This is a genomic window from Arenibacter catalasegens (assembly GCF_002909235.1).
Classification (GTDB): Bacteria; Bacteroidota; Bacteroidia; order Flavobacteriales; family Flavobacteriaceae; genus Arenibacter; species Arenibacter catalasegens.
This window is the reverse complement of the sequence record NZ_PHQQ01000001.1, coordinates 341,473-366,154: the sequence shown is the minus strand read 5'-3', so window position 1 is coordinate 366,154 and position 24,682 is coordinate 341,473. Positions and strand designations below refer to the sequence as shown.

18 protein-coding genes and 1 other RNA gene are annotated in these 24,682 nt (G+C 38.6%); 9 read left to right on the top strand and 10 right to left on the bottom strand.

The annotated features are described in order from the left end of the window. Positions 1-34 precede the first annotated feature (34 nt). Entirely contained in the window at positions 35-757 is a 723-nt protein-coding gene (locus tag CWD90_RS01635) for a TrmH family RNA methyltransferase (RefSeq protein ID WP_103474168.1), read from the top strand. Positions 758-761: 4 nt separating this feature from the next. On the opposite strand, the gene porT is transcribed toward CWD90_RS01635, so the two are convergent. Both porT and ubiE read right to left on the bottom strand, forming a co-directional pair. Further along, a complete protein-coding gene (gene porT, locus CWD90_RS01630; protein ID WP_103474167.1) occupies positions 762-1,457 on the bottom strand; it encodes a type IX secretion/gliding motility protein PorT/SprT in 696 nt (231 codons plus the stop codon). Positions 1,458-1,460: 3 nt separating this feature from the next. Then, entirely contained in the window at positions 1,461-2,189 is a 729-nt protein-coding gene (gene ubiE / locus CWD90_RS01625; RefSeq protein ID WP_103474244.1) for a bifunctional demethylmenaquinone methyltransferase/2-methoxy-6-polyprenyl-1,4-benzoquinol methylase UbiE, read from the bottom strand. Between the two features lie 354 nt (positions 2,190-2,543). Here ubiE and trkA point away from each other — a divergent pair, with 354 nt between their 5' ends. Next, the gene (trkA, locus tag CWD90_RS01620; RefSeq protein WP_103474166.1) at positions 2,544-3,893 is read left to right on the top strand and encodes a Trk system potassium transporter TrkA; all 1,350 of its coding nucleotides are present in this window, start codon (positions 2,544-2,546) and stop codon (positions 3,891-3,893) included. A gap of 1 nt (position 3,894) precedes the next feature. Continuing rightward, a complete protein-coding gene (locus tag CWD90_RS01615; protein WP_103474165.1) occupies positions 3,895-5,385 on the top strand; it encodes a TrkH family potassium uptake protein in 1,491 nt (496 codons plus the stop codon). A 59-nt stretch (positions 5,386-5,444) separates the two neighbouring features. Here the strand turns inward: CWD90_RS01615 and CWD90_RS01610 are convergent, their stop codons facing one another. Both CWD90_RS01610 and CWD90_RS01605 read right to left on the bottom strand, forming a co-directional pair. Beyond that, complete coding sequence (locus CWD90_RS01610; protein ID WP_103474164.1) at positions 5,445-6,629, bottom strand: pyridoxal phosphate-dependent aminotransferase; 1,185 nt, start codon at positions 6,627-6,629, stop codon at positions 5,445-5,447. Between the two features lie 14 nt (positions 6,630-6,643). After that, on the bottom strand, positions 6,644-7,747 hold the full coding sequence (locus CWD90_RS01605) for a fatty acid desaturase family protein (protein ID WP_103474163.1): 1,104 nt from the start codon (positions 7,745-7,747) through the stop codon (positions 6,644-6,646). A 117-nt stretch (positions 7,748-7,864) separates the two neighbouring features. Between CWD90_RS01605 and rsmG the strand changes: the two genes are divergently transcribed. Beyond that, positions 7,865-8,500 (top strand): 16S rRNA (guanine(527)-N(7))-methyltransferase RsmG, encoded by a 636-nt coding sequence (gene rsmG, locus CWD90_RS01600; protein WP_103474162.1) that lies wholly within the window; start codon positions 7,865-7,867, stop codon positions 8,498-8,500. Positions 8,501-8,948: 448 nt separating this feature from the next. Here the strand turns inward: rsmG and pruA are convergent, their stop codons facing one another. Both pruA and apaG read right to left on the bottom strand, forming a co-directional pair. Continuing rightward, complete coding sequence (gene pruA, locus CWD90_RS01595; RefSeq protein ID WP_103474161.1) at positions 8,949-10,577, bottom strand: L-glutamate gamma-semialdehyde dehydrogenase; 1,629 nt, start codon at positions 10,575-10,577, stop codon at positions 8,949-8,951. A 209-nt stretch (positions 10,578-10,786) separates the two neighbouring features. After that, a complete protein-coding gene (gene apaG, locus CWD90_RS01590) occupies positions 10,787-11,173 on the bottom strand; it encodes a Co2+/Mg2+ efflux protein ApaG (protein ID WP_085495565.1) in 387 nt (128 codons plus the stop codon). A gap of 543 nt (positions 11,174-11,716) precedes the next feature. Between apaG and CWD90_RS01585 the strand changes: the two genes are divergently transcribed. The 3 genes from CWD90_RS01585 (at position 11,717) to CWD90_RS01575 (ending at position 17,396) form a co-directional block, all read left to right on the top strand. Continuing rightward, positions 11,717-14,140, top strand: coding sequence for a transglycosylase domain-containing protein (locus tag CWD90_RS01585; RefSeq protein ID WP_239986430.1), 2,424 nt, complete (start codon positions 11,717-11,719; stop codon positions 14,138-14,140). Positions 14,141-14,212: 72 nt separating this feature from the next. Continuing rightward, positions 14,213-16,573, top strand: coding sequence for a hypothetical protein (locus CWD90_RS01580; protein WP_205161182.1), 2,361 nt, complete (start codon positions 14,213-14,215; stop codon positions 16,571-16,573). Between the two features lie 412 nt (positions 16,574-16,985). Continuing rightward, positions 16,986-17,396: a response regulator gene (locus CWD90_RS01575; protein WP_239986429.1), complete on the top strand. Its 411-nt coding sequence runs from the start codon at positions 16,986-16,988 to the stop codon at positions 17,394-17,396. A 428-nt stretch (positions 17,397-17,824) separates the two neighbouring features. On the opposite strand, the gene ssrA is transcribed toward CWD90_RS01575, so the two are convergent. Beyond that, positions 17,825-18,223, bottom strand: a transfer-messenger RNA (tmRNA) gene (gene ssrA, locus CWD90_RS01570). A 400-nt stretch (positions 18,224-18,623) separates the two neighbouring features. Between ssrA and CWD90_RS01565 the strand changes: the two genes are divergently transcribed. Beyond that, positions 18,624-19,847: an NAD(P)-dependent oxidoreductase gene (locus CWD90_RS01565; protein WP_103474160.1), complete on the top strand. Its 1,224-nt coding sequence runs from the start codon at positions 18,624-18,626 to the stop codon at positions 19,845-19,847. A gap of 327 nt (positions 19,848-20,174) precedes the next feature. Here CWD90_RS01565 and CWD90_RS01560 read toward each other — a convergent pair whose 3' ends face one another. Further along, positions 20,175-21,290 carry an Sb-PDE family phosphodiesterase gene (locus CWD90_RS01560; RefSeq protein WP_103474159.1) on the bottom strand — a complete coding sequence of 372 codons (1,116 nt, stop codon included), beginning with the start codon at positions 21,288-21,290 and terminating at the stop codon, positions 20,175-20,177. A 54-nt stretch (positions 21,291-21,344) separates the two neighbouring features. On the opposite strand from CWD90_RS01560, the gene CWD90_RS01555 reads away from it, so the two are divergent. Next, positions 21,345-21,743, top strand: a complete 399-nt coding sequence (locus CWD90_RS01555; protein WP_317045677.1) for a DUF1801 domain-containing protein — start codon at positions 21,345-21,347, stop codon at positions 21,741-21,743. Positions 21,744-21,850: 107 nt separating this feature from the next. On the opposite strand, the gene CWD90_RS01550 is transcribed toward CWD90_RS01555, so the two are convergent. Beyond that, positions 21,851-23,458: a sulfatase family protein gene (locus CWD90_RS01550; protein ID WP_103474158.1), complete on the bottom strand. Its 1,608-nt coding sequence runs from the start codon at positions 23,456-23,458 to the stop codon at positions 21,851-21,853. A 307-nt stretch (positions 23,459-23,765) separates the two neighbouring features. After that, on the bottom strand, positions 23,766-24,584 hold the full coding sequence (kdsA, locus tag CWD90_RS01545) for a 3-deoxy-8-phosphooctulonate synthase (protein ID WP_103474157.1): 819 nt from the start codon (positions 24,582-24,584) through the stop codon (positions 23,766-23,768). Positions 24,585-24,682: the final 98 nt, after the last annotated feature.

Below are 24,682 nucleotides of genomic sequence, written 5' to 3'. Positions count from 1 at the left end.
GTGTCCTCATAGAAGTCAAAAATACATTATTTGTATGGTTGTTAAAAGCCAAATAAAATTTATAAAAAATTTACAGCAAAAAAAGTACCGAACACAAAATAAGTTGTTTGTGGTCGAAGGAATCAAGACTGTAAATGAACTTTTGCAATCCAAACTTAAGGTCTATAAAATATATGTTACGGAGAGCTCCCTTCTGGAGACGAATGGGAATTTTGTGGAATTGGTAAGTGAGGCAGATTTGAAAAAAATGAGTGGATTGTCCACTCCCAATAAGGTATTGGGAGTTTTTTATATTCCTGCGCCTAAGGAAATAGACTTTACTGACTGGGTCATAGCCCTAGACGATGTTAGGGATCCCGGAAATATGGGTACTATTATCCGCTTATGCGATTGGTTTGGAATTGCAAGCCTAATTTGTTCGCCCAATTCCGTTGATTGTTATAATCCCAAGGTCCTACAAGCTACCATGGGTTCTATTAGCCGGGTAAATTTGGTATATGAAGATTTGCAAAAGGTTTTTGGACGGACAGATGTTCTTGTATACGGGGCATTTATGGATGGCAAGGAGGTATATAATGAGCAGTTTCCTAAAAGCGGGATATTGGTTATGGGGAATGAAGCCAATGGGGTGTCAGCAGCGGTTGAGGATTTGGTAAGTAAAAAAATAAGTATACCCCAGTTTGGCGCTAAAACAACAGAAAGTTTAAATGTGGCAACGGCAACAGCTATACTTGTTAATGAAATTAGAAGGGGGTAGTCTTTTACTCAAAGGTAAAATTGATAAACAGGCCCCTGGTCATCATAGCCTCAATATTGCCTGTCCACGGGCTATTGGGGTCATTATCCCGAATCAGTTCATCATTAATGGCAAAAACGCCACGGATAGATGGAGTGAACTTAAAATATTCTAGGTAAAAATCGATCCCGAAACCCATTTCGTAATAATAGGTTGTTTTTTTCATTCGAAAAGTGGCACTGCTGTTATCGTCCAAACTTTGTTCATTACTCCCTAGGTTCATAGATGTTGAGCCACCTCCGATAAGGAAAGGCTTCCAGTTTCCTAACCTTTTAGTGCTAACTTTTAGGAGCAAGGGAAAGTTTATATAGGTCGATTTTACCTCTCGGATAGCATCTCTTTCATTATCAAAACCAGGAAACCCTAAATTTCTTTGATTGTAATGTAGGCCGGGCTCAAACCTTAGGTCCAAAAATTTGTTGAGTCGTAGTTCCCCGATAAGACCTACATTAAATCCAAAGGATTTGTCCACCAAAACATCGGGCAGATCGTCTTTATATTCGAATTTAAAGTCATACTGGTTGAAGCCTAAAAAATATCCCCAATTAAGCAAGGGCTCATCTTCATTTTCAAGGTTCATTACGGGTTTTTCATTAAACTGGGCATGGGAAGTGGTGCCTAAAAGTATAAAACCCAAAAAAAGAATAAGAATATTTTTCATATTTTACTTTGTAGCTACATAGATTGAGGCAACCCCAAAAGTTTGAGGTCTATTATCTATACCTATAAACCCAATTTTATTCAAAATATTGTTGAAGGCCATTCCATGGGGGAAAGTAGCCGCGGATTCCGATAAATAAGTATAAGCACTACGGTCTTTGGAAAATAATTTACCAATGCCGGGCAGGATGAATTTAGTATAAAATTTATAACCTTGTTTAAAGGGTGTTTTTGTGGGTATGGATGTTTCCAGAACAACAAATGAACCGCCAGGTTTTAAGACCCTATATATCTCCGATAAGCCTTTTTCTAGATTTTCAAAATTCCGAACGCCAAATGCAACCGTTATTGCATCAAAAGAATTGGCCTCAAATGGCAGGTTTTCGCTATCGCCTACTATCAGTTCAATAATGTTTTCCAGTTTTTTTTCAACGATTTTTCTTTTGCCAACTTCCAACATGCCAGGCGAGATGTCCAAACCAATAATTTCCTTTGCACCAGTTTCTGTCATATTAATGGCTAAGTCCCCCGTGCCTGTAGCAATGTCCAATATTTTTTCGGGATGTTTTTCTGAGACGATGGACACTACCCGTTTTCTCCACTTAATGTCTATTCCAAAAGATATTACCCTGTTCAGTCCATCATAATTTCCGGATATGGTATCAAACATTTTAGTTACCTGTTCCTTTTTACCAAGCGTTGAATCTTTATAAGGGGTCACCTTCTTATCCATAATCATCAAATTTTTGGTAAAGATACTATATAGACATAAAGTTATACTTCTAATTTTTTACAATAAGCACGGACCTCCATTTGTTTTAACTTCTCTATTTGGAATACAACCCGATTTAATTGTGTAATTTTGTGCCGCTTATATTCAGATTTTATTTGAAATTGGCCTTAATAAGCTTCTGTACTTTTTTAGTAAAATGGATTTATTATTATATCCCAATCTGGTATACAAATACAATAGATATGGTTTCCGTTTTAGTTGAATGTAGAGGACGGAAGGTGCATAACTTGAGCATACAGGACCAACCACATATTATTGTTCACTTAGGTTGATGAAAAACAATTTATATAACAGATGAAAATTATTATTGCAGGAGCGGGTGAAGTAGGTTTTCATTTGGCCAAGTTATTGTCCTACGAATCTCAAGATATTACTCTGATAGACTGTAATAAGGATAGTTTATCATATGCAGATAGTCATTTGGATATTAGGGTGCTTAGGGGTGATGCCACTTCAATCGCCATTTTAAAGGATGCACAGGTAGATAAATCCGACCTTGTCATTGGAGTAACCTCCTCCGAGACTACCAATATTACCTTGTGCATGTTGGCAAAACAATTGGGAAGCAAAAGAACAATTGCCAGGATATCCAATGCAGAATTTATTCATAATAAAGAGGAAATTAATTTTGCAGATTTAGGCATTGATGAACTTATTTCACCAGAGGCTTTGGCCGCTACCGAAATACAACTATTATTAAATCAATCTGCTTTTAACAACACCTATGAATTTGAGGAAGGACTCTTGATAATGGTGGGCGTTTCCTTGCCTAAGACTGCACCTTTTGTGGGCAAGATGGTAAAAGATGCGGCTAAAATATTTCCTGAACTACACTTTATGCCCATTGCTATTCAAAGAATGGGTACTCAATATACAATTGTACCTAGAGGAGATACCATTTTCAAGGAAAATGATCAGGTTTATTTTATAACTGCCAAAGAGGGTTTGGACGAACTTTATAAACTCACGGGAAAAGAGAAGAAGGAAATTAAAAACGTTATGATTCTCGGAGGGAGTAAGGTAGGCTTTAAGACGGCACGAGATCTTTGCAGAAATAAGTTTAATGTTAAGCTTATAGAGAAGAATAAGGAAAAGGCTTTTGATTTGGCAGATGAACTGCCCAATGCCCTTATCATTAATGGTGATGGACGAAATGTAGAATTACTGGAAGAGGAAAATCTGGAGGCCATGGATGCTTTTGTAGCTGTCACCGGGAATTCGGAAACAAATATTATGTCTTGCTTGGTGGCCAAGTCCAAGAATGTTAAGAAGACAATCGCTTTAGTTGAAAATATGGATTATTTTCAATTGTCACATTCCATAGGTATAGACACCTTACTCAATAAAAAACTACTTGCCGCGAATAATATCTTTAGACATATCCGAAAAGGAGAGATAGTTGCAATGACTAGGTTGAATAATTTAAATGCAGAGATTTTGGAATTTATTGTTAAGCCAACTTCCCAGGTGAACGGGCAAATTATAAGGGAGCTCGAATTTCCCAGAGAGGCTACTATTGGAGGTGTAATTCGTGATAATCAAGGCATTATAGCGCTTGGAGGATTTAGGATTACAGAGGGTGATCGGGTAGTGGTGTGTTGTTTGCCAAGTGCCATTCCTAAAATTGAAAAGTTATTCCTGTAATATGGGTTTAAATTCTAAAATTATCATTCACCTCATGGGATTGCTATTGCTTTGCAATGGTTTTTTTATGATTTTGGCTGCAGTAGTCAGTGGAATTTACGACGACGGGGCTACCTTGGGCATTACGCTTGCTGCTATAGTAACAATGCTGGTAGGTGTTTTGGCTATGTTTTATACGCGCCATCATAAAAAGGAAGTAAAACGAAAGGAAGGTTATATCATTGTTACTTTTGGGTGGTTGGTAATGTCCGCCTCAGGAATGTTGCCCTATCTTTTTTCTGGAGCTATTCCGGGTGTTACCAATGCATTTTTTGAAACTATTTCCGGTTATACTACTACCGGAGCCTCAATTGTAGATGATATAGAGGCTTTGCCAGAGGGGATTTTATTATGGAGAAGTTTAACGCATTGGATCGGGGGGATGGGGATTATAGTACTTGCTATAGCCATTTTACCACTTTTGGGAATAGGAGGGATGCAGCTTTTTGCAGCGGAGGCTCCTGGACCAAGTGGGGATAAACTTCATCCTAGGATTACGGATACAGCCAAACGATTATGGTTAATTTATTTTAGTTATACGGTGGCTGAAACCCTATTATTGAAACTTGCTGGAATGTCTTTTTTCGATGCAATAAATCACTCTTTGGCAACGCTATCTACAGGGGGGTTTTCTACCAAGAATGCCAGCATGGCCTATTGGAACGACCAACCTTTGATACAATACATTGTAATTCTGTTTATGTTTTTGGCAGGTAGCAACTTTGTACTAAGTTATTATGCCTTTAAAGGCAGGGTGCAAAAAGTGATTATGGATGAGGAATTTAAGTTCTACTCCATTTTTATAATTTGTTTTACCATAGTTGCCAGTTTGGTAGTGTATTTTCAGGCCAATGTTCAAGAGTCCGATTTTCATCCCATGGTATTTGGGGAAGGCGAAAGTGCATTTAGGCATGCTTTGTTTCAAGTGGTTTCGGTGATTACGACCACAGGTTTTGTAACGGCCGATTTTACTTCTTGGACACCTTTTTTAACCGTATTCTTTTTTGGACTATTTTTCCTTGGTGGCTCGGCCGGTTCTACCGCTGGTGGTATCAAGGTAATGAGGCACTTACTTATTATTAAGAACGGTTTATTGGAATTTAAACGTACCCTACATGTCAATGCCATTATTCCCGTTAGGTATAACAATAAGACGGTACAGGAAAAAATTGTATATAACATCATCGCCTTTTTTGTACTTTATATGTTGCTGTTTATAATTGGATCTTTAGTGCTTGGTGCACTGGGGCTAGATTTTGAAAGTGCCGTTGGTGGTGCTGCATCTTCCCTGGGAAATGTGGGTCCGGCTTTAGGTACCTTAAATCCTTTGGCCAATTTTAATAGCCTCCCCGCGTTGGGGAAATGGTGGTGCGGATTCCTAATGCTCTTGGGTAGATTGGAACTGTTTACCGTATTGATTTTATTTTCTCCATATTTCTGGAAGCGCATATAAAAACAAAAAAAATGGACGTCGGTTAAGACGTCCATTTTTTTTTGGATTATTGTCGTTAATTATAAAACTGCTTTTATTCTGGAAACAGCCTCTCTCAATTCCTTCTCGGAGGCGGCATAGGATATACGTATACAATTGGCATTTCCAAAGGCTTCACCTGTAACGGTGGCCACATTTGCTTTTTCTAAAAGGTATAGTGCAAAATCGGAAGCATTATTGATTAAGATTCCGTTAAGCGTTTTTCCAAAAAAGCTAGAGATGTCCGGGAATACGTAAAATGCTCCCTCGGGTACATTAAGGTTAAATCCTTTTATTTCACCCAATAACGCTAAAACTAAATCACGTCTTTTGTGGAATTCATCGATCATGAATTTAATTGAGGAAATAGGGGCGTCAAGAGCTGCTATGGTAGCACGTTGGGCAATAGCATTGGCACCACTGGTAATCTGTCCTTGGAACTTGTTACAGGCCTTTGCAATCCATTCTGGACCACCAATGTAACCAATACGCCATCCAGTCATGGCAAATGCCTTAGAAACACCGTTTACCGTAATGGTGCGGTCGTACATTCCATCAATATTTGCAATACTTACATGGGCACCAATGAAATTAATATGCTCATAAATTTCATCGGAAACTATAAAAATATTTGGATGATTTCTCAATACTGCAGCCAAGCCTTCCAATTCTTCCTGATTGTATACGGATCCACTTGGATTACAGGGGGAGCTAAACCAGATCATTTTGGTTTTGGGTGTAATGGCTTTTTCCAATTGTTCCGGGGTCATCTTGAAATCGGTGTCGATACTCGTAGGAACTTCCACGGGTACACCTTCGGCCAATTTTACAATATCGCTGTAACTTACCCAATATGGAGCTGGTAGAATAACTTCATCACCATCATTGAGCATTACCATGGCAATATTTGCCAAGGATTGTTTTGCACCTGTAGATACTACGATCTGATTCAGACCATAAGTAAGTCCATTGTCGCGTTTAAATTTATTGGCAATAGCCTGCTTTAAATCTGCATAACCATCCACTGGGGAGTAACTGCTATAGTTTTGGTCTATTGCTTGTTTAGCGGCTTCTTTGATAAAATCCGGTATGTTAAAGTCTGGTTCCCCCAAACTTAAACCAATAATATCTTTGCCTTCACTTTTTAATTCTCTGGCTTTAGCGGCCATAGCCAATGTGGCCGAGGTGGACATGGAGTTGATCCTATCGGATAAATGGTTTTTCATTTTTCTGTTATAATTTACTGATAATGTAATGTGGGTTTTTTACCCAATTCCTTCAGATGTTTGAAGTGCGAAATTATAGCTTTTCTTGTAGTTTTATATTCGTTGTATGGTAAATTGAACTCATTTGCAGTCTCTTTAACAATTTTGGCAATTTTTGTGTAATGTATATGGCTTATGTTGGGAAAAATATGATGTTCCACTTGATGGTTTAAGCCGCCGGTAAACCAATTTACAATACGGTTTTTAGTACCAAAATTTACGGTAGTGAACAATTGATGTATGGCCCAAGTGTTTTTCATGCTGCCGTCTTTTTCAGGTAAGGGAGTATCCGCTTCGTCTACAACGTGCGCTAACTGGAATACAACGCTCAAAATAACGCCGGCAACATAGTGCATGATAAAAAATCCTATAAGAATTTTCCACCATGCTATATCTAAAAATAGCATAGGTAGTATTATCCAAATGGTTAGATAAATAAGCTTTGTTGCTACCAACATACTCCAATTCATGAATGGATTGGGGAATTTTCCATAGGCCAATTTTCTTTTGGTGTAGCGATACATTTGTTGGAAATCTGTGGTAATGGCCCAGTTAAAGGTAAGAAGTCCATAAAGGAAAAGGGAATAAAAATGCTGGAATTTATGGAATTTGTGCCACTTGGCATGTTTGGAAAACCGCAAAATTCTTCCTGCTTCCAAATCTTCATCATGCTCGTGTATATTGGTGTAGGTATGATGCAGTACATTATGCTGAACTTGCCAATTGTAAACGTTTCCGGCAAGGATATAGATGCTGCCCCCCATGAGTTTGTTCACCCATTTTTTATTGGAATAGGAACCGTGGTTTCCGTCGTGCATTACATTCATGCCCACTCCTGCCATTCCCACACCCATGGTAATGGTCAATAAAAAATTAGCCCAATTGGGAAGCCCTAAGGTCAATATTAGAAAATAGGGAGCCAAAAATAGCGCAAACATTACGGCAGTCTTTATATGCAATTTCCAATTCCCAGTTTTTTTAAGGTCATTTTCCTTAAAATAATCATTAACACGTTTATTTAGGGTCTTGAAAAATTGGGCAGAGTCTTTTCTTGAAAATCTTATGGGTTTGTTGTCCATGATTTATTTTTTTGTAAATATACGGCAATTCAAGGCCAAATTAAGTATAACTGCTTTGTTAAAACGTAGGCCATGCCCATTAAAGTACTATTTTTGGCAAAAATTTAATAAAACAAAATGGACCATTCAATTATTTATAAATATTTTCCAGATTTAACCGATATACAGAAACTGCAATTTGAGAAGTTGCAGGATCTGTACCAGGATTGGAATCTAAAGATAAATGTGGTTTCCAGAAAAGATATAGACGAGTTGTATCTCCGGCATGTGTTACATTCCCTAGCGATAGCTAAATTTCATAAATTTAATCCTGGTGCAAAAGTATTGGATGTTGGTACTGGCGGAGGCTTTCCCGGTATACCTCTTTCCATTTTGTTTCCCGAGACACATTTTACTTTAGTTGATGCCATTGGAAAAAAGATTAAAGTAGTGCAGGAAGTTGTGGAGGGATTGGAAATTACGAATGTAAAAGCCATTCACTCCAGAGTAGAGGAAATAGATGGTCAGTTCGATTATATTGTTAGTAGGGCGGTAGCCGCTATGCCTACTTTTACCCACTGGGTGAAAGGTAAAATCAAGAAGAAATCGGAACACGACCTTAAGAACGGAATCCTTTATTTAAAGGGAGGTGATTTGGAGGAAGAGCTAAAAGAATACCGTACCGTGCAGATACATAATCTTTCGGAAATGTTTGAGGAGGAATTTTTTGAAACCAAAAAGTTAGTTTACCTGCCGGTTAAATATAAAGGATAGGGCTATAGGCTTAACATATGGTAATAAGATTCTCTACACGTCCTGGCATAGGTCCTTATGTATTTAGGAAAATTTCTTAATGAAATGGCTTTTGCTGCCTCTTTAGGAGTATTTTTTTTAAGATTTTCTTTCATGATGCTTTGATTTAAGGTTAACCTTGTTTTGACTATTAATTTACAATAAATTAACGTTAAGTTTACATTATTATTGTCAAAATATTTTAAATAATTGCTTTTAACTGCAGATTTTATTATTGTGTAGTAATTAAGAGGGATGTTTGAGGGGTTATTTTCGGTTCCTGTATTTTTGAACGATTAAGCGCATTTTTCTGCCTTTAGTTTGATTGCGGAATGTTTCTAGCCCAGTTTTATTAAAAGGATTATTTCAAGAATAAAGCCCGTATTTGCAAATCGCAAATACGGGCTTTATAATTATAAAATGACTTCTGTTAGCCCAAAAACGGGTATCTGTAATCCACTGGGGTAACAAAGGTTTCTTTAATCAACCTTGGGGATACCCAACGCAATAGGTTTTGGGCCGAACCGGCCTTATCATTTGTGCCGGATGCCCTTGCTCCACCAAATGGTTGTTGCCCTACAACGGCACCAGTGGGTTTATCATTGATGTAAAAGTTTCCTGCACAGTTCTGTAAAGCTTTCGTTGCCTCCGCAATAGCATATCGATCACCTGAGAGGACAGCGCCGGTAAGGGCGTATTCAGAGGTGCTATCTACCAGTTTAAGTGTTTTAGCCCAATCCTTGTCCTCATAAATATAAATGGTAACCACGGGTCCAAAAAGCTCGGTTTCCATGGTAGTATATTTTGGGTCGGTCGTTACAATGACCGTTGGTTCAATAAAATAACCTTTGGATTTATCATAATTCCCACCAGCATAAATTTCAGCATTCTTGTCTTTTTTGGCCTGATCAATATATTTGGCCAGTTTGTCAAAAGAACCTTCATGTATAACGGCAGTAATATAATTACTCATGTCTTCGGGAGATCCTGGTTTATTGAACGATTCCACATCGGATTTAGCAAAATCCAATATTTCTTTGGAAATAGATTTCGGAAGGTAGACCCTAGAGGCAGCACTACATTTCTGTCCCTGGAATTCAAAGGCGCCCCTCACAATAGCAGTAGCTACTTGCTTAGGATTCGCGGTAGGATGGGCTATAATGAAATCCTTGCCACCTGTTTCCCCAACAATCCTAGGATAGGTTTTGTAGATATGAATGTTGTTCCCTATCTGTTTCCATAGCTCTTTAAAGACATGGGTGGATCCTGTATAATGGATTCCCGCAAAATCTGGACTGCTCAATGCTTCTTTTGTAATCATTACAGGGTCGCCATAAACCACATTGATAACGCCATCTGGTACTCCTGCCTCCTTAAAGATGTCTACTATTACTTTGGCAGAAAAGACCTGACTATCGCTTGGTTTCCATAGTACTACATTTCCCATCATTGCTGCACTCGCGGGAAGGTTTCCTGCAATTGCGGTAAAATTAAACGGAGTTATGGCGTAGATAAAGCCTTCTAACGGACGGTATTCCACCCTGTTCCAAATACCTTCGGCAGAATCCGGTTGTTCCTCATAGATCTGGGACATGTACTCTACATTGAATCGAAGGAAATCTATAAGTTCACATGCCGCATCGATCTCTGCCTGATGTATATTTTTTGATTGCGCAATCATCGTTGCAGCATTAATTTTTGCCCTATAAGGTCCTGAAATTAACTCTGCGGCTTTTAGGAAAATGGCAGCACGTTGTTCCCATTCCAGATTAGCCCAATGTTCCCTTGCTTCCAATGCGTTGGCAATGGCATGGGATACATCTTCCTTCTTTGCAGTATGATATTGGCCCACTATATGCTTATGGTCGTGCGGTGGGGAAATAGGTTTGGTTTGTCCCGTTTTAACATCCTTCCCGTCAATATACATTGCAACGTCGGTGTGGCCATTGAAATAGGTGCTGTATTGTTTTAATACTTCTTCCCGCTCTGGAGAGCCAGGGGCATAACTCTTAATAGGTTCGTTATATGCCGTAGGGACTTGAAAGAATCCTTTACCCATGATAATTTATTTTTAAGTTCAAATTCACCACAAAGGTACTAAATTCATCTGCGATATTAAAAGGAAGTGGTGCGTGAATTATGCTTTTTAGTGTGGTATTCTAAATTAGAATAGCCAGATTCTGGGGAGTTGATAGTTAATACAATACCAATGTTTCCCATGAAAGAAAACCAAGGGAAATTATGAAAAAGACCAGGCAATTTGGAAGACTAATTTAGGGCAAATGGAGCACTAAATTTAAAAGTGGGAATATAAACCCTAAACTTCTCTGAATTGTTTATGCTTACCATGTTATAGTGACCTTTCATGGCTCCTATAGTGGAAGCCAATAGGCACCCAGAACTGTAGGTGTGCGATTCGCCAGGTTTAATTACTGGTTTTTTGCCAATAACCCCTTCGCCATCCAACACTTCCAATTCGTTTAGCGAATCATAAATCTGCCAATGACGTGACGTTAATTGAACCGAATCTTTGCTTTGGTTTTCTATGGTAATGGTATAGCCGAAAGCAAAATGCATCTTATAATTCTTGAAGAAAGTTCCTTCAAAACTCGTGTTCACCGATATTTTTATTCCTTTAGTTACCTGTGTTATCATAAGATTGGATTCTAAAATGCAAATAAACTACCTATCGAAAACTATATTACTTATAGTAATGGTAATACAAAAAATACAATATTCGCAAATATGTATTTAATTAGGATAATCAATCTACCTTGCTCGAAAAGATTTCCGGATCGTTTTACAAAGATAAAACGCAAATATTGCATATTATCTTAAAATTTCAATTCTTTTGATAATCGATTCAATATCTCTAACGGGCAATTAATCAGCAAGATAAATAAGAAGAAACGATTTTAAAAGTTAAAATTGATATGATCGTTGTAATTATATTTTTTTCTGATGTACATCAAGACATTCATTGGCTAGACACAAGTAGAAGAACTAAAACATTAAAAACGAAGTTAAAGATCATACCTTTTTGGAAACCTAATTTATAGGTTTTGTAATTTCTAATGAAGCAATTGGATATACAAAATTCTCTTATTATAAATTCCTATAAAATTATTTATTGGTAAAAGGGTAATTCTTATTTAATATTGACTTATTTTTTTGTAACCGAATTGTAAATGTAGAAATTTGAGAAAAGATAATATGTTTTTGGAAAGTGTTAGGAATGTTTTGGTGTCAAGCTGGAGTAGGTTAATGAAGGTGTTGGCATATGTCAGGAAACATCCATTTAAATCATTATTATTTGCTGGTATTGCCGGATTTACAAGTCTGTTTTTGCTTTTTTTGATCATTTATTTGGGTGCCTTTGGCAAATTACCAACAAAGGCCTATTTAAAAAGTTTAAAAAACCCTGTAACCTCAACCATTTATGCCTCCGATAAAGAACCCATAGGGTATTATTATCTTCAAAATAGATCTAATGCCGATAGTTCACAGATAAGGTCCTCCCTTAAAGAGGCGTTAGTTGCTACTGAAGATGTACGTTTTTATCAGCATGGTGGAATCGATTACCGGAGTTATGCGAGGGTATTGATAAAATCCATCATTTTGCAGCAAAACGCAGGAGGTGGCAGTACTATTACCCAACAGGTGGCCAAAAATTTGTTTGGCAGGGAAGAACAGTTTTTTCTTTCTACCCCAATTAATAAAATAAGGGAAATATTTATAGCCAGAAGACTTGAGAGTATATATGATAAAGAGGATGTTATTTTGCTCTATTTCAATACGGTATCTTTTGGTGAAAATATTTATGGGATTGAAAAGGCAGCATTCCGATTTTTTAACAAGGTGCCCGAGGAACTGACTTTGTCGGAAAGTGCAACCTTGGTTGGCCTGTTAAAGGCACCATCTTACTATAATCCCAGAAGGTTTCCCGAAAGGGCCGAGCAAAGACGAAATGTGGTACTTTCCCAAATGCTTAAATACAATTATATCACGGAAGAAGCTTTTGCAGAGGCCCAGATTCCAATGAAGGTGGATTATCAGACTCCAAAAAAAGTATCTTCTTTTTCTGCTTATTTCAAAGATTATGTTGCTACGGAATTTGCAGTTTGGGCAACTGAGAACCCTGCACCTGACGGTCATATTTACGATTTGGAGGCAGATGGTTTAAATATTTATTCTACCCTAAATGTCAACATACAGAAGTATGCAGAATCTGCCCTGCACCGTCAAGCGGACAACCTGCAAAAACTTATGGATACTTATTGGGCCTCAGCAACTACCGAGGGGGGTAAGGAGGTGTTGTTGAAAAAATTGGTGGATCAAAATAACGAAGTGCGGCAAATGCGGCTTAGTGGAATAACGGAATCGGCGATCGAAGCATTTGTCGAGGAAAAACAAAATAGAAAATATTGGGTAATCGGCAAAGGATATGAAGATCAGCTGCAGTCTTTGGAGGATTCAATTGTAAAAAGTATAAATAGGTTGCATGCCGGAGTTATAGCAGTAAGCAGTACCTCTGGAAGAATAATGGGATATGTAGGTGGAATCGATTATGGATTTAGTCAAATGGACAATGTTACCACGCCGAGGCAGGTGGGGTCCACCTTTAAGCCCATTACCTATTTGGCAGCCTTGCAAGCAGGAGAGGAGCCTTGTAATTACTATGACAATAATCTTGTTACCTACTCGAAATATGAGGATTGGAGACCTCGAAATTCCAATAATAAATATGGAGGTAGTTATAGTATGTATGGGGCTTTGGTGAATTCCATAAATACTGTTTCAGTAACCCTTCAGTTGAAGACTGGGATAGAAAGAGTATTGGAGCAGGCAAAAAGGATGGGTATAGAATCCGAGCTTCCAAATGTGCCTTCCATAGTGCTAGGCACTGCGGATATTAGCTTAATGGAAATGGTAACCGCTTATGCCAGTATCTCCAACGGAGGAAATAAAATAAAACCCTATGCCATTGACCGCATAGAGGATGAACAGGGTAATTTGTTGTATGAAGCAAAGCCCTTATACCTAGGACGCGTAGCCAGCACGGAAAACATTAAATCCATTCAAAAAATGATGGAAGGGGTTATTAAGGAGGGTACAGGATCTCGTTTAGTGGGCTATGAAATTCCCTATAATCTTATCGGTAAGACGGGAACTACTCAAAATAATGGCGATGGTTGGTTTATAGCTTGTTCTCCCGAACTTGTTGTTGGTTCATGGGTAGGTACCTTTGATAAACGGGTTCAGTTTGCATCCACGAGTATGGGTTCTGGTTCTAATACGGCGCTACCTATTGTGGCATCCGTATTTAAAAATTTAAGTTATTGGAAACGGCCGATACTCAGTAATTTTGAGTATGGTTTTGATTATTTTCCCTGTAGGCCTTTTGTAGAATTGAATGCCCAAGAGGCCTACGATTACGCACAGAAAGATTCTACTTATTTACAGGAATTACGGGTAAGGGATACACTTGCTATATTGGTAGATGCACCAATATCAGTCGATTCAATTCAAGGGATTGTACCAGGAGAGATAGCCTTTGATTCCATTGATCAGGATAGCCTTTCAATAGATTTGAATATTTCTAAAACTACTGGCGACCAATAGAATGTTTTTATGGAATCAGTTTTCTTTTGAAATAATAATTGGTGAGTTAAAGGATTTAAAAAATTATTGAAAATGATATACAAAATTGCCAAGAATAATTACGCTTTAGGAAAATACAATCCATTTATTATTACAACAGGTCTTAAATCATATTTCCAAAGGAATTGTAGTCGACTTTTGTCATTACTATTTTTATTGGTGATTGGGAGTTGTTCCAATAATGCCCAAACCAACTTCAAGACAACTTATTTGGAGGTTAGTTTGAATGCTCAAGGGCGTATATACAGCCTAAAAGATATTACCAAACAACAAGCTCTAGAATTAAGTCCGTCCGATAAGACCTCACCATTGCTGTCCTTATATAACAGTAAACTTGATACCATTTTCGAACCACAAAGTGCCGAATATAACAAGTCCAAGAATACGATAAAGCTTTCCTATCCCAACAATTCCCTGGCGGAAATCAGTGTTGAGCCAAAGGATAAGTATCTTAAATTTACCCTGCTGTCGTTGACCAATAGGGACGATATTGAGGGGGTGCAATGGGGTTCTATCCACACCAATATCACCAATCTTTTTGGTGAAATTATTGGTGTAGCCAGAGACACTAGTGAAACCATCAACTATGCCGTAGGTATGCTTGCCCTAGATGATAATACTTTGGGGGGTACATCAAGGACAATTGGGGATGCGGCTCCTTTTCAGTATGTTATTCATTCCCCAGACTCCACCCAATATCCCTTGCCGGAAGGACTTCATGAAGGACAGGTCTTTACCCTTGGTGGTAATGGAATAAATGATGTGGCCTTTTATGCCCATAAAGAACCCTATTATAGAATTTTGTACGGTAACGCCGCAGAGGTTGACGATAAAGGGAGAATATCCATTACCTATAACTCAAGGGATAGGTCAAAGAAAAGGGAAGTGTATTTCTCTTTGATACCTAATATGCCTGCCAATACCCCCAATCATTTGCAGGTTCAGCCTCTACCTGGGGTGGATTATATTGGATCATCTGTCGCTTTATGGGGCAGCCCTGACAGTACCGCCTTGCTGGATGTAGTTCAAGATATTGTTTTGTCGGAGGATCTACCTTATCCCACTATAGATGGAAAATGGGTAAAAGATCCGGCCGCTTTCGTACCTGATGCCATTACTAGTGGCGGTCTGTATGATAGTATTATATCCTACACCTCCAGATTGGGCTTTAAGGCGATTAGTCTATACGATCAGAGTTTTCTGCGGGCAGACCGTGGAAATGAGGGGTATATAGATGGAAAGGATTTTGAGAAAAAACCGTTAAAATTAACTTCTGGTAATTTGTCACATAAAGAGTTCTCAGATTTGGCAGGAAAATACGGTATTACCATAGGTAGAACCCCCATAACTACAGCATTGGCCCCAGGTACCAAAGATGCCAGTCCCATTCCAAGCGATAGTTTGTGTTATCAGCAAAAACGTTTGTTGATGAAAGGCATCAGTCCTACGGATACCATTATTATTGTGGACGACCCTAAATACATGGACGAGATTGCTAGTTGGGAAGGGCATGCAAAAAATCTGAATATGGTAAAAATAGGTAAGGAGCTTATCCATTATCTGGGTATTTCCGAAGAAGAGCCTTATCGCCTTCTAAATGTAAAGAGGGGCTATTGGGGCACCACACCTATAGAGCACAATACCAACGATACCATATACAAACTACAGGTAACCATAAACTATGGCTATGACGGATTAATACCCAATATGCAACTTCAGGATAAAATTGCAGAATACTATGCAGATGTTAGTTTTATTAACGGTCTGGGCTACTACGATTTTGATGGACAGGAGTTTTTGTTCAATAACGGACATGGTTATTACTCGGCCAAACGCTTTTTCCGAAAAATGTTCGAAAGGGCCCACTCGCATGGAATTCCTCCCATTCGCTTCACGGGAGCCACATTATCTGAAGGTTCATGGCATTATCAGAGCATATGGAATGTTGGAGGGGGCAAAAACCTTTATGATATTGATACAAGGGAATGGGGTAGTGCTACCAGTCAGGGTAAAGATCTTAGGGATGTAACATACGCCAATTATTTTCCGGTGGGTATGGGTGGAAATTTTCCCATCAATGCCAATTCAACGGTTGGGCAATATGAACATATTCAGGCCATTTCGGTCGGACTAGGAACTACTTACAGTCTCTATTTAAATCAGAAAGATGTGGAAAGCTGTCCCGAAAAGGATGCCATTTTCAAAGTAATCAGGACCTGGGAAAAGGCTAGAGCGGCAAATGCCTTTCCGAGAGATATTAAAAACCTTTTGGTAAAAGCAGAGAAGGACTGGAGATTGCTTGAAGGAGAAAATAAGGATACTTGGATTTTAAATGAATTAAAAGGGGGTGAGAAAATTAACAGCTACATATTAAGGAGCGCTGTGGTTTATTAGTGCGTTTGTTCTATTTATATGACTTGTGCTTGCAGGTTTGGTGGGATGATCGATATTCACTCATTCAATTAGTACCCCTTAATTTGTCTAAAAAGGATTCCTAGACCTTTCATAAATGCGCAATTGTCATTGGTTGTATTCAATATACTCAGGGATTGTTGTTGAGTCATTGAAATATAGGTAGTTAGAATTAGTAATTATCATATGGTTAACAATTTTTACTTACATTTGTTGAAAAATAAATTATAGGAAAAATATTACTTTTTAAAATTATAGACTTTCCCAAATAAGGACCACCAAATCTTTAGCAATATTTTCCATGGTATTGTAGGTTGTAAATAATATGCCTAAATTATATCCAGAAAATAGTATGCAGACGATTTGTATGTATCCTTTTACACTTTTTAAGCTTATGAAGATTGAGACAGTATGCATTATTGATGATGATCCCATTTTTGTTTATGGAACAAAAATTTTATTAAATTACAACAGCAGTTTTGGTTCCTCCGTCATAGTGCATGAGGATGGAAAAGAGGCATTGGAAAATCTTACTTCAATGGTTAAAGGCGGAGAGCGATTGCCAGATGTGATTTTCTTGGATTTAAATATGCCGATTATGGATGGATGGGAATTCTTGGATGAATTTATAAAGTTACCTATAGAAAATAAAACTAGGGTGTATATAGTGAGCTCTTCAATTGATAATCAGGATATTGAAAAAGCCCATTCCTATGATATAGTAAAAGACTTTATAGTAAAGCCATTGTCCGATTCCATTCTTTCTGATCTGTTCAAGTCCATTGAGATAGAAGGGGCCATTTAAAATGTAACTGGAAAATAGTTTGCGTTCGCTTTGGCCAGGCGCGAACTACTGAGCTGGCCTTTGAATCCTGGAGGCGTAACTTACTTTTTCCGAAGGATTACCTTCGGTTTTCCCTAATGGTTATCGTACTGCAAGTACAACTGCCTGATTTTTCAAGCCAGGTGTCTAAAAACAACAAAACCCAATCAAGTAAACTTGTTGGGTTTTAATGTTTTGATCCACAACACAGTTGTGGGTGATCGTGGAGCCGGAGACGGTCGAGCGTTAAGTAAATGCCCTGTGGGCATTTTTAGTGATGGAGTGAGCTGGCGCGCTGGCCTTCGAATCCCAGAGGCGTAACGAAACCGACCTTAGGAGGTTCACGAATACCTATAAAAAATCAACATAAAAAAGTAATGAGTAAAAAAACCACCCGTAGGTGGTTTTTGAAGTGGAGCCGGAGGGATTCGAACCCTCGTCCAAACAAGCAATTACAATGCCTTCTACATGCTTAGTTCCCAATTAATTTTCGATGTGCACCTGACTGGAAACAGCCTAATACACACTTAGCTCTTTAAGTTTTAGTGAGGATGGCAGAGCAACATCTTCCTTATATTGACTTTGATGGTGCTTCTGATAGGGACGCCGTCAACAAAGGCTTCCCAGAAACATCTCGCTTCCCTACCTAGTAGGGACGAGGCTAAATCCTACTATGATTCGGATTAAGCGGCAAGAGCGTAATTATTTTCGCCAATTAAAAAGTGTGGAAAATGAGATTAACGAGCTGTAGCCCAGCGCTCGACATGCTTACATTCCAATTGGTCTCGTTGTCAAAACCAGTCGGCCCCTTCAATGAGATAGGTACGCCTGGGCGTACCGTAATCGAATTGAATCCCGCCGATGGCGGGATATTTTAATCCAACCTGCCTTATCAAAGGATACGGACAGGCAGAATACTATTCTCTCATCTTTTTTTTCAATGAACTATATAATCTTTTCTTTGGCGTTCCCTTTTTTTCCTGTCCTGCAAGGTTTTCAAAACCTTGTAGGTATCAAAAAAAGGTCGGGCTGTCGGCTATATTTTTTTGATTTTTTCCCGAACACGGTCCAGGGAAAATCAAAAAAGATGCCGCCTCTATCCCTAACGCGGTCGCCAAAGGTACTCCAAAAAGTATTCCAAAAAAAGTTTTGCTTGTCAACTTGTCATATGTTACATTTACAACTAAACATGACTACAAAGTTATAAATATGAAATTTGGGATTATTAAAGAGCGAAAAAATCCACCAGATCGTCGCGTGGTCCTAACACCAGATGCCTGTGCACAGTTAGTGGTTAAATTTAAGGAGGCAAAGATAATAGTAGAGCCATCGCCTATAAGGGTTTTTAAAGACGTGGAGTATAAGGCGAAAGGGTTTCAAGTGGCATCGGAAATGGAGAAATGCGATGTGCTTATAGGTGTCAAGGAAGTGCCTATTGATCATTTAATCCCCAATAAAAAATATTTCTTTTTTTCCCACACCATAAAAAAGCAACCTTATAATAGAATTTTGCTCAATGCTATATTGGAAAAGAATATCGAATTGTATGATCATGAAGTAATTACCAATTCTAAGGGACAGCGGATGGTTGCCTTTGGGAGATATGCTGGAATAGTTGGGGCGTATAATGGAATTAGGGCTTATGGACTTAAATTTGATTTATTCAAATTACCCAAAGCGGAAACATTGACAGACCAACAAGCCTTGATATCGGAACTAAGGAAGGTGAAACTCCCCAATATTAAAATTCTCCTAACTGGTAGGGGCAGAGTGGGAAATGGAGCCAAAGAAATGCTGGATGCCATGGAAGTTAAGGAGGTTACGGTTACTGATTACCTTAAGAAAGACTTCGATGAAGTAGTCTATTGTCAGATTGATATTTCTGAATATAACAAGCGCAAAGATGGGATAAGAGGGAATAAAGCTGATTTTTTTGCGCACCCTGAAGATTATAAATCCAATTTTTTTCGTTTTGCCAAAGTAACAGATTTTTATATTGCTGGTCATTTTTACGGTGATGGTGCTCCTTATCTTTTTACACGGGAAGATGCCAAGCATCCCGATTTTAGAATCAAGGTAGTAGCCGATGTTAGCTGCGATATTGATGGTCCCGTGGCCACAACCATAAGGCCTAGTACTATAGCGGATCCAATTTATGGATACCATCCAATTACAGAGTCCGAGATAGATTTTACGGATAAGGAAGCAATTGCGGTAATGGCCGTAGACAATTTACCCTGCGAATTGCCACGTGATGCCAGTGTTGGTTTTGGGGATGCCTTCATGAAAAATGTAATTCCAGCTTTTTTTAATGGTGACAAAGACGGAGTATTGGAACGGGCCAGAATGACAAAAGATGGTAAACTAACGAATCGATATACCTATTTACAGGATTATGTGGAGGGCAAGGAGGTAGTGAACAGTAATCAGTGAACAGTTGCAGTAGACAGTTTACAATTTTAATTAACAATAAGCAATTAAACAATTATCAGTTGTTACCCTTTTTAAATGACCATTGCAGTCCTTGCGAAAGTGCCATAGCGAGGAGAAATCGAAGATTCAGCCCAGCAAAATCACACATTTATCTAAAACCAAATTGATTAAGGAGGATTGGGCCTAATTATCAGTAATCTGTTTATAGTCTACAATTAGCAGTAAACAAAAAATGACGATCATTGCCGATTTTGAGTAAAGATGGAACTGTTTTCGGGATTCTATAGCACTTATATCCGAAACTGTCACTTGGTAGCCATCCTTAATTTATTCCATTTTAATTTTCCAAATGACCGTGGGATGCACTTTTGGAGCGGTGATGCCGCCCAAGGCAACCAATTTCAGGTCTAGGCCGCTAAGTTTCTCCAAAGTTTTTATTTTTATTATTTTGGATTCGCCAGCTGGAATCTCAAATACTGGAGAGCTGTCATAAAAAGTATAAGCCATGGCGTTTTCGAATAAGAGATCGCTACTGGAAATATTTTTAAGTTCCACTTCCAGAACTTGGGTCTTCCCTATATATTTTGCCCTTACTATTTCTATGCTTGCCTGTAGCAAAGGTTTAAGATATTCGGCCTTCCCAACAAGAAGATCGTTGTACACAGCAACTGTTCTACCTGCAAAAAGGGCCTCCTTTAAACCCTCAATGCTTTTTTCTTTTGCAAATACCAGGGTTATGGGGCGGTGGTTGCCCATTTCCGTATACTCCCAGTCTATTAGCCCATGTACGTCACTGGTGCCCATAATGGTTAAATTATTTTCCAAGGCCAGGGCAAGGGATTCTTCAGAATAATCCACATTGTTTATGACTTCAATTCCATGTAATTCACCTTTTTTAATCCGCTCTTTTTGAAAATCGCTTAAGATTGGGGTTCCAGCTGGATTTTGGGCATACCATGCGGGATGGTTCCAAAAAACGAAGGCCTGTTGTTTTTTTGCAGAGGCAAAAGCATCTTTTGCATCATCATGTAATAATTTATTGGCATCGGTAATAAATACGGCATTGTTATGCCCGACAGGTGCGGAGCGTGTAATTTCAGATCCTGGTACTATTAATAGATCATGTTCCTTGGCTTCCTCCAGGGCCAATTGATGGGCGCGATTACGATCGGGATGTGGAATATCCTCTTTATGGGGCTGGTACTCCAAATGCTCTGTCAAGGATATGGCGTCCAAGTTTTCACGTAGCGCCTCCTGTACCCTTATGGTGGGCCATACATTGCCATCCGAGAAAACACTGTGCATATGTAAATCCGTCTTTAAGCTGACATAACCTTCAATATTGGGGTAGGTAAGTGGCTGCGTCCCTGAGTGGGTATGGGTTTGTGCGTTGAGACTGAGCAAGGTGAAGAACGCTACAATTGCTAAAACGGAATTTTTCATTTTGTAATTTTTTTCAATAATAAGTGATTGGAATCCTTGAAAATAAATAAAAATATGTTCATTTGGTTAATAAAAGGTAAATTTAGCTTGGCAATGAACCCGTCTGAAGAATATATTCAACATCAACCCGAACCCTATAGAAGTATATTACTTTATCTACAAACGGTCATTGAGGGTACTGTGCCGGAGGCGGAACTAAAATATAAATACAAAATCCCTTTTTATTACCTGAACGGCAAACCCTTTTGCTACTTAAATCAAAGCAAGGACTATGTGGATCTTGGGTTTTGGAATGCAGCCCATTTAACCCAGCATTTGGGCCAAATGACCACCACTGGCAGAAAAATGATGAAATCCCTTCGGTATAAATCCCTAGAAGAAATTGATAGTATCGTCTTAACAGAAGTCTTGCAGGATGCTTATAGCGTCAAGGATAAAAAGTTTTGGAAATAGTGCTCTAGTTATAAAGTTAGTATTGCTAATAAATAAGCCTGAAATTACTTTTTTTTATTTTTTTGCTACTGACTACTGACTACTGACTACTGACTACTGACTACTGACTACTCCTCAATCAAGCCTTTGTCCTTATAAAGTTGGATATACTGGTTGCTCAAAGAATCGGAATCCTTGTATTCTTTACGCAATTCGGTTAGTTTATCCTTCATTTCAGAAACCACTACAGCATAATCCGGATCATTAAATACATTGTTAAGTTCCTGTGGATCCTTTTTACGATCGTAGAGTTCCCATACATCCACATCGTAGTAAAAGTGAATCAATTTAAACTCTTTGGTGGCAATGCCATAATGACGCTTTACGGCGTGTTCGGCAGGGTATTCATAATAATGGTAGTAAACAGCCTCTCTATCCCATTTTTCCTTTTCACCTTTAAATAGCGGCACTAAACTTTTTCCTTGCATGTCTTCTGGTGGAACTACGCCTGCAATTTCGAGAAAGGTTTGTGCGAAATCCAGATTTTGTACCATTTCATCTTCTGTAGTTCCTGGTTTTATAACATTGGGCCATTTGATAAGTAGCGGTGTTTTAAAGGATTCATCGTACATAAAGCGTTTGTCGAACCAGCCGTGTTCCCCTAGGTAAAAACCTTGATCCGAGGTGTATACCACCAAGGTGTTTTCTGCCAATCCTTCGTCATCCAAATAATCCAAGACCCTACCTACGTTTTCGTCTACAGCTGCAATGGTCCCTAAATAATCCTGCATATACCGTTGGTATTTCCAGACCATTAGGGTAGAATCGTTCATGTTACCGTACTCTTTTTTAAATGCCTCATTAATGGGGCCGTATACTTTGTCCCATTCCGCTCTCTGTTCTGGATTAAATTTATTTAGACCTCCAATGCCCAAATGTTCCTCAATATTTAATTCGTCCAGTACGGCATCCGTTATTTTTAGGTCATAGCGCAACGTCATATGCTTAAGGATGTTCATTTCTGCAGGTCCTGCCGTAGTTTCACGGCTTGCATAATCATCGAACAAAGTAGCTGGTAAAGGATAGGTCTTTTTTGTAAATTCTTTGTAATGTCTTGGGGCAGGCATCCAGGACCTATGCGGTGCTTTGTGCAAATACATCAACATAAAGGGTTTTTTGGCATCCCTACGATTTTGTAGCCAATCCATGGTGAGGTCGGTGGTAATATCGGTAACATAACCGGTAATAGTCGTGTCGCCAGTGGCAGTAATAAATCGTGGGTTGTAATAATCTCCTTGACCAGGTAATATTTTAAATTCGTCAAAACCCTTTGGATTGTTGCCAAAGTGAAGTTTCCCGAACATAGCGGTTTGGTAGCCTGCTTTCTGTAATAATTGCGGAAAGGTGACATTGGTGGTGTCAAAAGGGGAGAGGTTGTCTATTTTTCCATTAATATGACTGTGCTTTCCGGTTAGGATAACGGCACGGGAAGGTGCGCATATAGAGTTGGTAACACTGGCATTGGTAAAGAGCATACCTTGCTTGGCGATACGGTCTATATTTGGCGTTTGGATAAGCCGATCATCATATGCGCTAATAGCTTGGTAGGCATGATCATCTGACATGATGAAAATAATATTGGGTTTTGTTTGGGTTACATCTTTGGATTCCTCTTTACAGGATACCATCAATATTGAAGTTCCACAAAAAAAGAGATAAAATAGTATGCGATTCATAGGTATGGATTAGGGTGAACATCAATTATTCCTGTTTCAATTTTTATTAGCATAACAGGCTGGGCCAATGACAAATTTATGTTTTTAACGCACAAATGCCAACTAAATGACTTGTAAGAATAAAGAATATATGCTCAGTTGGCGCTTGTTGATTAGATTAGTTGATGAATAGGTAATCTATTTATTGTTCGGAATCTTTAAGTTATCTTTTCATTATTACATCATAACGGTAATAAAAAATGCCACACATTTTAGTGCGGCATTTAAAAAATATTTTAATAAAACCCCAAAAGAGTTTAAGCAGGAATTATAGGGAATTTACCGTTTTACGAATCGCCACCAAATTGGTCAATAATTTTTCCAAATAATCCAAATGCAACATATTGGCACCATCACTTTTGGCATTAGCAGGGTCAAAGTGGGTTTCCATAAAAATACCGTCAGCACCTGTGACAATTCCTGCACGGGCTATGGTCTCGATCATATCCGGTCTTCCACCTGTAACCCCGGACGATTGATTGGGCTGTTGTAAGGAATGGGTAACGTCCAATACCACGGGGGCATATTGTTTCATGGTAGGAATGCCACGGAAATCTACCACCATATCTTGATAGCCAAACATAGTCCCCCTATCGGTAATCAAAACTTGTTCATTCTTGGAGTCAAGTACTTTTTGTACCGCGTGCTTCATGCTTTCCGGGCTCATAAACTGGCCCTTTTTTAGGTTGATCACTTTTCCAGTTTCTGCTGCCGCAACAACTAAATCGGTCTGACGCACCAAAAATGCAGGTATTTGCAGGATGTCGACATATTCTGCGGCCATATGGGCATCTGAAATTTCATGAATATCCGTAATAGTAGGTACCTTAAAAGTTTCTGACACTTTTCTTAAGATTTTTAGGGCCTTTTCATCCCCAATACCGGTAAAGGAGTCTACTCTGCTTCGATTGGCCTTTTTAAAACTGCCCTTAAAAACATAGGGAATATTCAATTTATCGGTAATAGATACTACCTTTTCCGCAATTCGCATCGCCATTTCTTCCCCTTCAATGGCACATGGGCCACAAAGTAAAAAAAAGTTGTTGCTTTTAGTATGTTTAAGTTGAGGAACGAGCTCTAAATTCATTGGTCCTAATTTTTATACAAAGATAGTGGAATTTGGGTGTTATTAGTATTTTGTAAAACTACTTCAATATCAATAAGATAAGAAAAATTGGGCTTTTG